General features: G+C 69.8%; 9 protein-coding genes, 3 tRNA genes and 4 pseudogenes. 11 read left to right on the top strand and 5 right to left on the bottom strand.

The window, feature by feature from the left end; translation table 11 throughout:
* Positions 1-8: 8 nt before the first annotated feature.
* From M1L60_RS09085 to M1L60_RS09065, 5 genes are all read left to right on the top strand, one after another.
* Complete coding sequence (locus M1L60_RS09085) at positions 9-524, top strand: FMN-binding protein (protein ID WP_253236883.1); 516 nt, start codon at positions 9-11, stop codon at positions 522-524.
* Positions 525-556: 32 nt separating this feature from the next.
* Positions 557-1,285 carry an FAD:protein FMN transferase gene (locus tag M1L60_RS09080; RefSeq protein ID WP_253237131.1) on the top strand — a complete coding sequence of 243 codons (729 nt, stop codon included), beginning with the start codon at positions 557-559 and terminating at the stop codon, positions 1,283-1,285.
* Between the two features lie 156 nt (positions 1,286-1,441).
* The gene (locus M1L60_RS09075; protein WP_253236882.1) at positions 1,442-3,070 is read left to right on the top strand and encodes an ABC transporter ATP-binding protein; all 1,629 of its coding nucleotides are present in this window, start codon (positions 1,442-1,444) and stop codon (positions 3,068-3,070) included.
* Positions 3,067-4,773 carry an ABC transporter ATP-binding protein gene (locus M1L60_RS09070; RefSeq protein ID WP_253236881.1) on the top strand — a complete coding sequence of 569 codons (1,707 nt, stop codon included), beginning with the start codon at positions 3,067-3,069 and terminating at the stop codon, positions 4,771-4,773. Before M1L60_RS09075 ends, M1L60_RS09070 begins: the two co-directional genes overlap by 4 nt.
* A 27-nt stretch (positions 4,774-4,800) precedes the next feature.
* Positions 4,801-5,355, top strand: coding sequence for a pyridoxamine 5'-phosphate oxidase family protein (locus tag M1L60_RS09065; protein ID WP_253236880.1), 555 nt, complete (start codon positions 4,801-4,803; stop codon positions 5,353-5,355).
* Here the strand turns inward: M1L60_RS09065 and M1L60_RS09060 are convergent, their stop codons facing one another.
* A complete protein-coding gene (locus M1L60_RS09060) occupies positions 5,356-5,943 on the bottom strand; it encodes a TetR/AcrR family transcriptional regulator (protein ID WP_253236879.1) in 588 nt (195 codons plus the stop codon).
* A gap of 272 nt (positions 5,944-6,215) precedes the next feature.
* On the opposite strand from M1L60_RS09060, the gene M1L60_RS09055 reads away from it, so the two are divergent.
* Positions 6,216-7,865 (top strand): CocE/NonD family hydrolase, encoded by a 1,650-nt coding sequence (locus tag M1L60_RS09055; protein ID WP_253236878.1) that lies wholly within the window; start codon positions 6,216-6,218, stop codon positions 7,863-7,865.
* 53 nt (positions 7,866-7,918) lie between these two features.
* Here M1L60_RS09055 and M1L60_RS09050 read toward each other — a convergent pair.
* A pseudogene (locus tag M1L60_RS09050) lies at positions 7,919-8,146 on the bottom strand (hypothetical protein); the annotation flags it as partial.
* Positions 8,147-8,183: 37 nt separating this feature from the next.
* Complete coding sequence (locus M1L60_RS09045; RefSeq protein WP_253236877.1) at positions 8,184-9,365, bottom strand: GNAT family N-acetyltransferase; 1,182 nt, start codon at positions 9,363-9,365, stop codon at positions 8,184-8,186.
* Between the two features lie 190 nt (positions 9,366-9,555).
* Between M1L60_RS09045 and M1L60_RS09040 the strand changes: the two genes are divergently transcribed.
* From M1L60_RS09040 to M1L60_RS09030, 3 genes are all read left to right on the top strand, one after another.
* A tRNA-Gly gene (locus tag M1L60_RS09040) sits at positions 9,556-9,627 on the top strand.
* Between the two features lie 36 nt (positions 9,628-9,663).
* Positions 9,664-9,734: transfer RNA gene (locus tag M1L60_RS09035), tRNA-Cys, on the top strand.
* A gap of 22 nt (positions 9,735-9,756) precedes the next feature.
* Positions 9,757-9,828: transfer RNA gene (locus M1L60_RS09030), tRNA-Val, on the top strand.
* Between the two features lie 302 nt (positions 9,829-10,130).
* Here the strand turns inward: M1L60_RS09030 and M1L60_RS09020 are convergent.
* A pseudogene (locus M1L60_RS09020) lies at positions 10,131-11,157 on the bottom strand (IS256 family transposase); the annotation flags it as partial.
* A gap of 138 nt (positions 11,158-11,295) precedes the next feature.
* Between M1L60_RS09020 and M1L60_RS09015 the strand changes: the two are divergent.
* Positions 11,296-12,544, top strand: a pseudogene (locus tag M1L60_RS09015) (transposase).
* 161 nt (positions 12,545-12,705) lie between these two features.
* On the opposite strand, the gene M1L60_RS09010 reads toward M1L60_RS09015, so the two are convergent.
* Complete coding sequence (locus M1L60_RS09010; protein WP_253236876.1) at positions 12,706-12,924, bottom strand: hypothetical protein; 219 nt, start codon at positions 12,922-12,924, stop codon at positions 12,706-12,708.
* 387 nt (positions 12,925-13,311) lie between these two features.
* Between M1L60_RS09010 and M1L60_RS09005 the strand changes: the two are divergent.
* Positions 13,312-13,846: pseudogene (locus M1L60_RS09005) on the top strand (transposase family protein); the annotation flags it as partial.
* Positions 13,847-13,964 lie beyond the last annotated feature (118 nt).

The raw sequence follows: 13,964 nt of genomic DNA, 5'->3' as shown, positions 1-13,964 counted from the left end.
GTCTCTCGATGCGACGTAGTACCGCAGCAGCCGTCGGCACCCTCACCGGCGCCGCCCTGATCATCGGGGTGCGACTGAGCGTGACGCCGCCCGAGGCCCCCGTCGTGGCCGCGCCGGTCGGCAACCTGGCCGACGCCACCCCGGCGCCCAAGCCGTCGTCGAAGAAGCCGGCGGCCTCCGGCGACAAGGAAGGCGACAAGGAGAAGGCGCCGGAGAAAGAGGAGGAGGCCGCGAAGCCCAAGAGCGGTCTCAAGGACGGCGTGTTCAAGGGCAACGCGGCGGCCAACCCGTACGGGAAGATCCAGGTCACCATCAAGGTTGAGGGCGGCGAGATCACCGACGCGGCTGCGACCTACCCGACCGCGAACGACAGCGCCACGATCAACCCGCCCGCCATCGCCGCCCTCAAGCAGTCGACGCTCGACGCGCAGAACGCGGACGTCTCGGCTGTTTCCGGCGCGACCTACACCAGCGAGTCCTACGTCAAGTCACTCCAGGCGGCGCTGGACGCGGCAAAGGCGTAGGGTCACGCTCTGTGCGCCATGTCGAACATGTGATGGGTACGACGGTCAGCATCGAGCTGGGCGAGGACCGGCCCGATGACGAGCTCCGTCGTCTCATCGCGGACGTGTGCGACTGGTTGCACGAGGTGGACGCGCGGTTCAGCACGTACAAGGCGGACAGCGAGGTGTCCCGGTTCGCCCGCGGCGAGCTGCGGATCGACGACGCCTCGGCCGATCTGCGCCACGTCCTGGAAGCGTCGGCCGATCTCTGGCGCGATACGGACGGTTACTTCGACGTGTACGCATCGGGGCCGGTCGACCCGTCGGGCTATGTGAAGGGCTGGTCGGTCGAGGTGGCCGCGGCCCGGCTGCTGGCGGCCGGCTCGCACGACCACTACATCAACGCCGGGGGCGACATCCGGATGCGCGGAAACCACCCCGACGGCGGGCCGTGGCGGGTCGGCATCCGGCACCCGTGGGAGGCCGACAAGGTCAGCTGGGTGCTCGCGCTGCACGACGGCGCGGTGGCCACGTCGGGGACGTACGAGCGGGGCGATCACATCTTCAACCCGCGTACGGGCCGTCCGGCGCAGGGGCTGCGGTCGGTGACGGTCGTCGGGCCGGATCTGTCGATCGCCGACGCCTATGCCACGGCCGCGCTGGCGATGGGCGAGGCCGGCATCGCCTGGCTCGCGAAGCGGGCGGTCGACGGCTACGACTCGGCCGTGGTGACCGACGACGGCCGCGCGTTCAGCTCGGCCAACCTGCCGGCCGCTGTCTGATACACCGACTTTATACGGTCGTGCGGCCCTGTGGACGGCCGCGTCGTCCGTCCGTGCGGTTGTCCACAACCGGGTGAAACAGGGCGGCGTTCATCGACCGTCCTGAGGCAGCATGGCTGCGTGGACATACGGGGACCGGCAAGATTTCTCTGGTGGTTGGCAAGAAGTAACAAGCGTCGGGTTGCGCTCGGCGCGTTCTTCGGTTCGTTGTGGTTCCTCAGCCTGGCCTCGGCGCCCTGGCTGCTGTCGCGGGCGATCGACCACGGCTTGGCCGGGCGGGCGCCCGGCACGCTGATCGGCTGGGCCCTGGCCGTCCTGGTGGTCGGGGCGGCCAGCGCGGGCCTGGGCATCATGCGGCACCGCAGCATGACCAAGATGCGCATGGCGGCCGCCCTGCAGACGGCCGAGCTGGTGATGAACCACGCGACCCGGCTCGGCTCGGCCCTGCCGCGGCGCATCACCGCGGGCGAGGTCGTCACCATCGGCATCTCCGACGTGTGGACGATCGGCCGGGCCATGAACGTCGGCGGCGTGGGCGTGGCCTCGGTGCTGGCCATCAGCGTGGTGGCCGTGGTGCTGTTCCGCACGTCCCACATGCTCGCCGTGGTCGTGCTGATCGGCGTGCCCCTGCTCGCGCTCTTCGTCGGCCCGCTGCTCCAGCGTGGCCAGCGGGCCGGCCTGGGCTACCGCGAGCAGCAGGGCGAGCTCAACACGCGCCTGGTCGACGTGCTGGGCGGCCTGCGCATCCTCAACGGGCTCGGCGGCAAGCAGACCCACCTCGACCGGTACGACGAGCAGTCCGCGCGCCTGCGCGACCAGGGCTACAAGGTCGGCGGGCCGTTCAGCTGGATCGGCGCGCTCGGCGACGGGCTCCCGGTCGTGTTCCTGGCCGTGGTCGTCTGGCTGGCGGCCCGGCTTGCCGCGTCCGGGCAGCTCACCGTGGGCGAGCTGGTCGCGGTCTACGGCTACACGGCCATGCTGGTGATCCCGGTCAACGTGCTGATCTTCTGCTCGTTCGACGTCACCCGTGGGCTGGTCTCGGCCCGGCGCGTGGTCGACTTCCTGCGGCTGCCGGCCGACGACCCGGCCGGGGCGCCCGCCCCCGACGGCCCGGCTCCGCTGCACGACCCGGATTCCGGGGTCACCGTCGAACCGGGGCGGCTGACCGCGCTGGCCGGGGCCCGGCCGTCCGACGCAGCCGCGGTGATCGACCGGCTCGGCGCGTACGGGCCGACGGACGCCACCTGGGGCGGCCGTCCGCTGGCCGGGATCGCCCAGGCCGAGGTGCGCGCCCGCATCCTGGTCGCCGAGCCCGACGCCGCCCTGTTCGCGGGCGAGCTGCGCGAGGTGATCGCCGGCCGCGACGAGCCCGACGACAACCGGGTCCGGGCCGCGATCACGGCCGCCGTCGCCCACGACGTCGCGGCCGAGCTCGACCGGCCGATCGAGTGGTCCGGCCGCAACATCTCGGGCGGCCAGCGGCAGCGGGTCCGGCTGGCCCGGGCCGTCCACGCCGACCCCGAGCTGCTGCTCACGGCCGAGCCGACCTCGGCCGTCGACGCCCACACCGAGGCCGCCATCGCCGAACGGCTCAGCGCGGCCCGCCGCGGCCGGGGCACCGTCGTGGCCACCACCTCGCCGGTGCTGCTCGACCGGGCCGACGTGGTGCACTACCTGGTCGACGGCCGGGTCGCCGCCTCCGGCACCCACCGCACGCTGCTGGCCACCAGCCCCGGCTACCGCGACCTGGTGACCCGCGCCTTCGACTCCGAGGAGGGCGCGTGAACCTGCCCATCGCTGATCAACGCCAGGTCGGCCGGGCCGCGCTGCGCCTGGTCGCGGCCGACCGCCGCTCGGTCACCGTGATGCTGACCCTCAACGGCCTGGCCGCGCTGGCCGGTCTCGGCGGCCCGTGGCTGCTCGGCCGGATCATCGACGAGGTCGCCGCCGGGGGCGGGGTGGACACGATCGACAAACTGGCCGCGGCCGTGCTGGCCTGCGCGATCGTCCAGACGGTGCTGTCCCGGCAGTCGCTGTCGATCGCCTACCGCTTCGGCGAGCGCACCGCCGCCCGCATCCGCGAGAACTTCCTGCGCCGCTCGCTGGGGCTGCCCGCGGCCGTGATCGAACGGGTGCCGGCCGGCGACCTGGCCGCCCGCGGCACCACCGACGTCGACGCGGTGGCCAACACGCTGCGCGACATCCTGCCCAACATCTTCATCGGCGTCGTCCAGATCATCTTCATCGTCGTCGCGGTGCTCGTGCTCGACCCGCTGCTCGGCATCGTCGGCGTGCTCGGCCTGTCCGGCATCTGGTTCTCGACGCGGTGGTACCTGCGCCGGGCCCGCTCGGCCTACCTGACCGAGGGCGAGGCCAACTCCCGGCTGGCCGACGAATTGTCGGCCACGACCGCGGGCGCCCGGACGATCGAGGCCTTCGACCTGTCGGCCCGCCGGCTCGCGATCGGCCGCGAGGTGATCACCGAGACCCGGCGGACCCGCCTGGCCACCCTGCGGCTGCGCAGCGTGTTCTTCCCGTCGGTCGAGATCTCGTACGCGGTGCCGAGCATGCTGGTGCTGCTGATCGGCGGCTGGCTGTTCTTCGAGGGCCGGGTCACCCTGGGCACGGTCAGCGCCGCGGTCCTCTACCTGCGACAGCTGGTCGGCCCGCTCGACATGATCCTGATCTGGATCGAGTCGTTGCAGAGCAGCAGCGCGTCGTTCGCCCGCATCGAGGGCCTGGCCGCGGTGCCGGCCGCACCCCCGTCGGCGACCACGCTTCCCACCGACGACCGCATCGAGATCACCGGCGTCCGCTACGCGTACGACCAGGGCCATGACGTGCTGCACGACGTGAACCTGACCGTGCGGCCGGGGGAGCGGCTGGCCATCGTGGGCCTGTCCGGGGCCGGCAAGTCCACGCTGGGCCGCCTGATCGCCGGGGTCGACCGCCCCGGCGCGGGCTCGCTTACGGTCGGCGGTGTGCCGGTGGCCGACCTGCCGCCCGACGTGCTGCGCCGCCAGGTGGTGCTGGTGACGCAGGAACACCACGTCTTCCGCGAGTCCCTGCGCGACAACCTGATGATCACCGCCCCCGACGACGACCTGCGCCGGGCCCTCAAGATGGTCGGCGCCGACTGGGCCGACGACCTCGACCGTGATCTGGGCGTCAACCCACCCGACGGCGCCCAGGCCCAGCAGTTGGCCCTGGCCCGCGTGGTGCTGGCCGACCCCCACACGGTCATCCTCGACGAGGCCACCGCCCTGCTCGACCCCACCGCGGCCCGCACGGCCGAACGTGCCCTGGCCGCCGTCCTGCACGAACGCACGGTCATCGCCATCGCCCACCGCCTGCAGACCGCCCACGACGCCGACCGCGTCGTGGTGATGGAGGACGGCCGCATCATCGAGGTCGGCACCCACGACGCCCTGGTCGCCGCCGACGGCCCGTACGCGTCGCTGTGGCGTTCCTGGCACAGCAGCGACTGACCGGACCAGAAGAGGCAGGATCACATCATGAAGGTGCATGAGCGGATCGACGGGCGGTTGCGGGCGTTCATCGAGGCGCAGCCGATGTTCTTCGTGGCCACCGCGCCGAGCGGACCGGGTGGGCACGTCAACGTCTCGCCCAAGGGCATGACCGGCACGTTCGCCGTTCTCGGTGAGCACCGGGTCGCGTACCTGGACTATCACGGCAGCGGGGCCGAGACGACCGCCCACCTCGACGACAACGGACGGATCACCCTGATGTTCTGCGCTTTTCAGGGCCCTCCGAACATCGTCCGGTTGCACGGGCACGGCCGCGCGGTGCCGGTCACAGCTCCGGAGTACGACGAGCTTCTGCCCCTGTTCAGCGCGCCGCCGGACACGCATGGCGTGCGGTCGGTGATCGATGTGACAGTCGACCGGATCAGCGATTCCTGTGGGTACGCGGTGCCGCTCATGTCCTACGAGGGCGACCGCGACCTGCTGGTCCGGGCCCATGAGCGCCGGACCGACGCCGATCTGGCCGACTACCGCCGGAAGAAGAACGCCGTCAGCATCGACGGCCGGCCGATCTTCGATTCCTGATCACGCGGCCGGTGGATCTCCGGATGCGCGGAACACGCCGTCGAGGGCGAGGTCGATCGTGCGGCCGGCGGCGGCCTGGGACTCGAGGGCGCCGTCGAGGGTGCCCTCCAGGACGCCCTCGACCATGGTGAAGATCAGGACGAGGTCGCCGGGTTCCAGGTCGCGGCGGACGTGGCCGTGTTCCTGGGCCCGGCGCAGGGGTTCGGCCAGCAGGGCGACGATGCGGCGCAGGTAGCGGCCCTGCACCGCCGGTTCCAGGCGGCGGGCCAGGTGGACCAGCGGCCGCATGGTGACCTGGGCCCGCAGCACGGCGTCGAGCATCGGGCGGAAGGCGGCGGGCTGCTGGTCGGTCGCGGCGACGTAGGCCTCGAGGCGTTCGACCTGGTGGGCGATGACGGCCACGGTCAGGGCGTAGCGGTCGGGGAAGTGGCGGTAGAGGGTGGCCTGGCCGACTCCCGCGCGGCGCGCGATCTCCGGCATGCCGACGGCGTCGCGACCGCTGGTCATCAGGTCGCAGGCGGCCCGCACGATCGCCTCCCGGTTGCGCTGAGCGTCCCGCCGGCGCGGAGACTGCACCCCGTAGAGCATCGGCCTGCCTCCCTCCGCGTGGCCAGGACGCGTTGCGCGCCGGCGCTCAATTCGCCGAGCTGGGCGCCGTGGCCTGCGCGTTCACGCCTCGAAGTGACCTACGTTACTGGCTGGTAACGATAATGTCATGAAGTTCAATTTCTCGGAACCGGCTCCTACGCTGCCGAAACCGGAGCGCTCCAGCCCCTCCCATACGCGACCCCGACCCGCACGGACGTGCCACCGCGTCCGCCGGCCGGGCTCGTCGTCCTTGCTCTGCTCGAGGAGTGCGCATGGAGCACCGCCGCAAGATCCTGCTCAGCGTCGCCCTGACCGCCGGTCTCGTCCTGTCCGGCGCCGTTCCCCATCCGGCCGCCGCCGCTGTTCCCGCCGGACTCACTTCACCCGAGACATCTCTTCTCGCGGCGACCTCTGTGGAAGGCCTGTCCCGCTCGGCCGCGTCCGCCATTGCCGGCTCGGCCGCCACAACTGGATTCAAATTTGTCGACATCCCGGGTGCCGGCGTCGTGCTGAAGGCCAACGTCATCGCACCCACCGAGGCGGGCCGCCACCCGGTCGTCATCCTGCCCGCGAGCTGGGGGCTGAACGATCTCGAATACCTGGCCCAGGCCCGGAAGCTGGCCGAGGGCGGCTACGTCGTCGTCTCGTACACGCCGCGCGGGTGGTGGGCGTCCGGCGGGGAGATCGACACGGCCGGGCCCAAGGACATGGCCGACCTGTCCCGGGTGATCGACTGGACGCTGGCCAACACGGCCGCCGACCCGGCCCGGATCGGGGCGGCCGGGGTCTCGTACGGCGCCGGTCTGAGCCTGCTGGGTTCGGCCTTCGACAAGCGGATCCGCGTCGTGGCCATGATGAGCGGCTGGACCGACCTGGTGTATTCGCTGTACAGCGATCAGACCCGCCACCGTCAGTCGGCCGGGCTGCTCGAGCTGGCGGCCGCGCTGCTCGGCAACTCCGGGCCCGATCTCGGCGGCAAGCTGGCCGACTTCAAGGCCAATCGCAACATCGGCGACGTCATGTCGTGGGCGCGTGTGCGGTCACCGAGCACGTACCTGTCGCAGATCAACGACAACGCCCCGGCCGTGCTGATCGCGAACGCCTGGGGCGACTCGTTCTTCCCGCCCAACCAGTTGGTTGACTTCTACCGCGGACTCACCGGCCCCAAGCGGCTGGAGTTGCGTCCCGGCGACCACGCGATCGCCGAGCTGGGCGGCATCTTCGGCTTCGAGAACGACGTCTGGACCGGCGTACGGGCCTGGTTCGACCAGCATCTGGCCGACCGGCCCGCCGAGCCCCGTCCACCCGTGCTGATCCGCCCCGACAACGCCGCCACCGAGTCGTACGCCGACTGGCCGGCCCTGAACACTTCGACCACCCGCTACGGGCTCGGCCGCATCCGCCCGCTGGACGGCACCGGCCTGCTCGGCGGCGCCCCCACGACCGGCTGGACCAAGAGCGTGCCGACCGACCTGGACACCACAGCCAGCGGCGGCGTGGTGCTGCTGACCAACGGGGTGGCCGCGTTCACCAACCAACGGCCGTCGGTCTGGCTGCCCACGGTCAGCCGAACCCGGGCCGGCGTCTGGGCCGCTGTCCGGCCGAGCACGGCGCTCAAGATCCGCGGCATTCCCCGCGTAAATCTGAAGCTGGCTGACGCCCCCGCCGCCGGTTCCCTGGTCGCTTACCTTTACGACCTCGACACGCTGGGCACCGCCCGCCTGATAACCCACGCGCCGGTCACCTGGTCGGGCGCGGGTGACGTGGACGTGGCGCTGTCGGCGGCCGCCTACGACGTCCCCGCCGGCCACTCGCTGACCCTGGTCGTGGACACGGTGGATCCGCTCTATTACGACGCCAACGACCCCGGCCGCACCATCACCATCGCCGGCGGCTCCTACCTGGACCTGCCGACCCGATGACGCGGTCAGCGCCCGAGCTTGGCCTGTACGCGCTTGACGTCCTCGGGCGGCGCGGACAGCAGGCCCCACTTCGACCGCCAGGCCATGACCGAGCCGATCGACACGGCCGACATGATCGAGCCGATCGACAGCCACGACCCGATCGACAGGATCGACAGATTGGAACCGACCGACCCGATGGAGAGCGACGACCCGATGGACCCGATCGACAGCACGGATCCTTTGGAGTAGATGCTCAGCACGGAATCCTCGGACTTGTACGACAAGATCGAGCCCTTCATCCCGTGATTATCACCCCCGCGTGGCTCTGGACGCTTGTCAGAAGTCGGCACAGATGTACGGCATCTGCCGTGGGAACATGCTGCTCAGCGTGGCCCCGGCCGCCCCTTCGACCTGCCCCAGCCCGCGCACGGCCACCTCGACGGGGTCGAGCACCCCGTACAGAAGCCCGCTGAACCCACCCACCGTGAGCGTCGCCGCCGGCTCGGCTGTGCCCTTGGCCACAGTGAGCCGGCCGGCCTCACCGGTCAGCCGCCACAGACCGCCCACCAGCGGATCGTCGGCGATCTCGACGGTGATGTCCCCGTCGCCCGCCGCAACGCCGCTCAGGCCCGGCATGTCGAGCACGCGCACCATCGCCCCGCCGTGCCGAGGCTGGTCGACCTTGGCCTCCGTGGTCACCGTGAAGTCGGTGCCCCACAGCTCCGGCACCTCGTCGGTGCTCACCCGCACATGGACGCGAGCCACCTGGTCGACGTGCCGCCCGAAGAACTGCAGCAGCAACGCCCGCCCCAACGGCCCGGTGGTCAGCAGATCAGAGCCAAAAAGATCCCCGCCGTACGCCCCCACGCGGTACTCGATCGCGCCGACCACCTCGCCCCCGGCGCGGGCCACCGCCACCCACCGCTTGTCCTCGCGGAACTCGGCCGCGCGGGTCTCGTCGTACACCGCGAACCCGTGCCGCTCGCCGAGCAGCCGCTGCTGGAGCCCCTGCCAGGCGGCGAACCCGTCGCGCATGGGCAGCAATTCGACCTCACCCGGCAGCTCGGCCCGCGTCAGATGCGACAACCCCTCGGGCGGAAACGTCGCGATCCGATGCCGCGGAGTGCCGACATAGCCGAACCGAGCGTAAAAACTGGGACGGAACGGGTAGAGCGCGCTGACCACGGCCCCCTCGTCACGGGCCCGGCGCAGCAGCCGCTCGAGCACACCCCGCACCAGCCCCCGCCGCCGCGCGGACGGATGCGACGCGACGGATGCGACGCCCGCCATGTCGAGCACCTGCCCCCGCACGTTCTGCCGCATGCGCAAGGAGGCCGCGCAGGCCAGCGTCTCGCCGCCCTCCTCGGCGATCAGGTTGATGGCCGTCTGGAAGTACGCCATGCGCCGCTCGTAGGCCGCCTCGTCGTCGGCCGGCCAGGGCGAGGGCATGAACGCGTACGACTGCAGGGGAAACATGGTCGCCGTGCGTTCAGCCGCGCTGATCTCTCGGAAATCCATGGCCCCATCCAACACCGGAAAGACGCCCGTCCGCCCGCCGGATTTCCAGCCTGTGGATAAGTCGGAACCACCAGGTGAAGCCACCCGCGCGACGCGCCGGGGGACCCCGGTTTGGCAAGGCGCCCCGGGACCCGCTAATGTTTCATCCGTCGCCAGGCAAGCCGGAACACCGGCCGGGCTGGCCAGACATGCGGACGTGGCGCAGTGGTAGCGCATCACCTTGCCAAGGTGAGGGTCGCGGGTTCGAATCCCGTCGTCCGCTCGGAGAGGCCTTCACAGACACGTGCTGGGCCTGCTCGGTGGAGTGGCCGAGAGGCGAGGCAACGGCCTGCAAAGCCGTCTACACGGGTTCAAATCCCGTCTCCACCTCGCAAGAGGTTGCAAGTCCCGAGGGCGATTGGCGCAGCGGGAGCGCGCTTCCTTGACACGGAAGAGGTCACTGGTTCGATCCCAGTATCGCCCACGAGATGCAGAGGCCGTGTGTTCGCTGAGAAGCGCGAACCGCGGCCTCTCGTCATGTCTGCTCAGGGGGCCGAGCCCTCTGAGCAGACCACGGTGCGGTTACGTGGCTGAGTGGTCTGGCGCTGGCAGGTGAACTGCGGCGATCGCGCGACCCGCTTTGGCCGGGCCGAGCCATAGTTACCGAGTTACGTCCGCTGGTGTGGTGTAAGAGGCGGCCAGCGCTGATCCGTGTGGGTTGATGTTAGGCGGCGACTTCGGTGGGTTCAGGGGCCCGGGCTGCTCAGAGCCGGTGTTGAGTGGGGTCGAGCGGGCTTTGCGGAGGAGGTCGAGGCTCATGTAGCGGCGTCCTTCGACTCATCGACGGCCTGTTCGGCCAGGGCGGCACCGACGAGTCGGATGATCGCGGCCCGGTTCGGGAAGATCTCGACGATGTCGGTCCGGCGTCGAATTTTTGTTCAGGCGTTCTTGCGTTTGTTCGACCAGATCTGTGCCAGAGCTGGTGAGGAATCGCGGTGAAGGTCAATAGATCTGCCTGGGCGTTCCCGAGGTGCTCGGCGGCGTCGGGGAACTTCGCCGTGATGGTGTCCAGCACGTGAGCGAACTGCGCGTTGACCTCTTCGGTGCTGGGCTGGTCGAAATGGTGCGGACCAGGGTCGGAATCCACAGCTGCGCTCCTAGGTGCTTTGCCGAGTTGGTTGCGCAGGTAGTGGGTGCGGCAGCGCTGCTGGGACGCACCGGGTAAGGCCAGTCCGGTGTGGGCGTCGGAGACGACCAGCCGGACCCCGGACAGGCCGCGGGCCGTCAGCGACCGCCGGAAGGCCAGCCGGCCGGCCCGTCCTCGTCATTGCCGATGTCCAGGCCCAGGACTCGCGGCCGCCGTCGGCGTTGACCCCGACCGCGACCAGGTGTGCACGTTGATGCCGCCCGGCCTGGCGGACCTTGATGACCAGCGCATCGAGCCACGTGAACCTGTAAGGCTTAGCGTCCAGCGGCCGGTGGCGGCACGCCTCATCCTGGACGTCGAGGTGCCGGGTCATCTCCGAGACTTGACTCTTGGACAACTGCTTGTAACGAGCTGCTCGACCAGCTTCTCGACCGCCGGGTCGAAACACCGAGCAGATAGCCGGTGGCCACCACGCTGACCATGGCTTGCTCGGCACGGCGGCGGTGCTGCGGCAACCAATCCAGGAAGTAGGAGCCGGAGCGCAGCTTCGGAATGGCTAACTCGACCGCGCCGGCCCGGGTGTTCCACTCCCGATCGTGGTAGCCATTACGGGAGAAGACCCGGTCGTCGCTGCAGCTCGCCGTAGCCGGCCCCGCAAAGCGCGTCGACCTAGCCCGGGTGATTCACGGTGATCACCAACTGGTGGGTCCGACCGGCGTGCAAATAGACGGAAGTGCCTCTCTGGCAGGGGAAGCTTGTGATTGCGACATCTACAAGGATCTCTGCAAGGAAGGCACTTCCGGTGTGGAGTCTACGGCGTGGTCGAAGGATCTGCGGGTCACCGCGGACGGAACACAGGTGGTGTCGCACGTCGGCACCGCACTGCTACGAATGCTCGCGGATCGGGCCGGGCTGACCGGTGCCCTGTCCGGCGCGCTCGCCCGTGCCGGTGTGTTCCCGGTCCACGACCGGGGCCGGGTCCTGGTCGACCTGGCCGTGCTGATCGCCGACGGTGGTGAGGCGATCTGCGACATCGACGTGCTGCGTCACCAGCGGGAGGTGTTCGGGCCGGTCGCCTCGGACACCACGGTGTGGCGGGCCCTGGACGAGATCGGCGCCACCCAGCTCCGCCGGATCGCGATGGCCAGGGCGAAGGTCCGGACTCGGATGTGGCAGCTGTTCGGCGGGCCGTCGGCGGCCCGAGCCGCGGGCCGGGACATCGGCGAGCGGGTGGTCGTGCTGGACGTGGATTCCACAATCCTGATCGCGTACTCCGACAAAGAACACGCCGCGGCGACTTAAAAGCACACCTATGGCTTCCACCCGATCCTCGTGACCTGCGACCACACCGACGAACTGCTCGCCATCAGACTGCGGGCGGGACTGGCTCACCGCCCAGAACACCCGCCGCCGCACCATCGAATACTCGATCGGCTGGTCGGTCGGCGAGCCGGAACGCACCGCCATCACCGCCCTGCCCGCTACCGCCTGGACGCCGGCCTTGGCTGCGGACGGCGGCCTCCGGGAGAAAGCCGAGGTGGCCGAGCTGACCGGCCTGCTCGCCCTGACCGGCTGGCCGCAGACGATGCGGGTCATCGTCCGCCGCGAACGACCCCACCCCGGCGCTCAACTGTCACTGTTCGAGGAACGCGACGGCTGGCGCTACACCGCCTTCGTCACCAACACGAAAGCCGGCGCGTTGCAATCGCTCGAGGTCCGCCACCGCGCCCACGCCCGCGTCGAGGACCGGATCCGCTGCGCCAAAGACACCGGACTACGCCGGCTCCCGTCGCGTGAGTTCGCGATCAACCAGGCCTGGTGTGTTGCCGCCGCGATCGCCGCCGACCTCATCGCCTGGCTGCAAATCCACGCCCTCGACGACGACCTGGCCCGAGCCGAACCAAAACGACTGCGCTACCGGCTGCTGCACACCGCCGCCCGGCTCACCCACGGCCAACGCCGCCGCCGGCTACGCATCCCGGCCACCTGGCCCTGGGCCGAACAACTGTCCGCCGCGTTCACCCGGATCGCGGCGATCCCCGCACCCGGCTGACCTGCCGTCAGTCGCACACCTACAACCGGAGAACCCCAGGAGACCACGCCCACCGCCGCGACAGACGGCCCACCATCATGCCGAACCGTAACACCCATCGACATCAGGCGATCAAAGCGGCCCGGCTGAGCCAGCGGCCCGTCACCCGCGAATCATCGAGGCTAGGCGGACATGAGCACGTCAGCGAAGGTTTTCACCATCGCCCGCAGCAAATTCAGGCTCACCGATTCCAGATGCTCTCGCAGCAGCTCCGCAACGCTCGGACTCGATTCTGCGGCCATCGCTGGTCTCTGCTTCGTGATCTTCAGACAATTGAAAGATCTGCGGTGGCCGCTCCATTCGCCGAAAAAGTCCAGGTCATAAACCACTTCGGTGGACACGACCGATAGCCGCTGCACGTCGCGGAGGCTGGCACCCGCATCACATGGCCACCGGCACCCGGGCCCTCGAGGTCTGCCGACCAGGAGATCCTGCACAGCAGACTTCCGCGCGACCCGCAGTCGGTCACCTCGGCGGGTCCGATCGCATGCCGGGTGGACGATCGGTGCGCGCTACCGGTCCTGATGCCGATGATAGGTCATCTGTCGGGTCTATCGAGCCTCGTCATAGCCAAATACTCGAAGCATGGAATGTCCGCCGTCCAGTCAGCCCTTTCACCGTGACGGCGCAGGTCACCGCACTGGCAGAGCGTCGGCAGTCGACATAGGACGAGCTCGCGGCAAGACTGCAGCCGGCCAAGATCCGATGCCCCGACCGGGAGCCTCGATGTGCTGTCTCATCCTGCCGCGATTCCCTTGTCCACTCGCAGCCTGAACCACCTCGCCTGCCTGGTCCGAGCCCACCGCAACCAGCGCAGATCCCGATCGAGGTGCCTCGACCCCGGCCGGCAAGCCGTGCTCGCTTTGGCCCATCTACGTAACGGCGACATCCTGACCCGCCTGGCCGGCGGGTTCGAGATCGGCGTGGCCACGGGCCGGCGTTACGTCCGTGAGGCCATCGACCTGCTCGCCGCCACCGCCGACGACCTCGAAACAGCGAAACCCGATCCGGCTGCTCGCCTACGTGATCTTCGACGGCATACCGATCCCGATCGAGCGGGCTGCCGACCAGAAGCTGTGCTGCTCAGGCAGACACCGCCGCCACGGCGAGACGAAGGTCAATCGGGCTCACGCTCAAATCCGTGCCATCGGCGAACGAGCCAAGGCCGGCCTCAGGACCTGGAAACTCCTGACCAACTCCGCTGCAGCCCGCCACCGGGCGACCTCAATCGCGCAAGCCGTCCTCATCCTGCACCGCGTCGAGAACCCCGGCCTACTCAGGATGAAAAGGCTCGTTCATCGTCAGGGCGCTGGCAGGAACAATGGTGTTTCTGGTTCTTAGGAAGGGCCGAAAGGCGGAAGTGGTGGTTGCGGCGTAAGGG

Source organism: Paractinoplanes aksuensis, from assembly GCF_024137025.1.
GTDB lineage: Bacteria > Actinomycetota > Actinomycetes > Mycobacteriales > Micromonosporaceae > Actinoplanes > Actinoplanes aksuensis.
The sequence above is the reverse complement of the archived record's forward strand: the minus strand, read 5'-3'. Positions and strand labels throughout refer to the sequence as shown.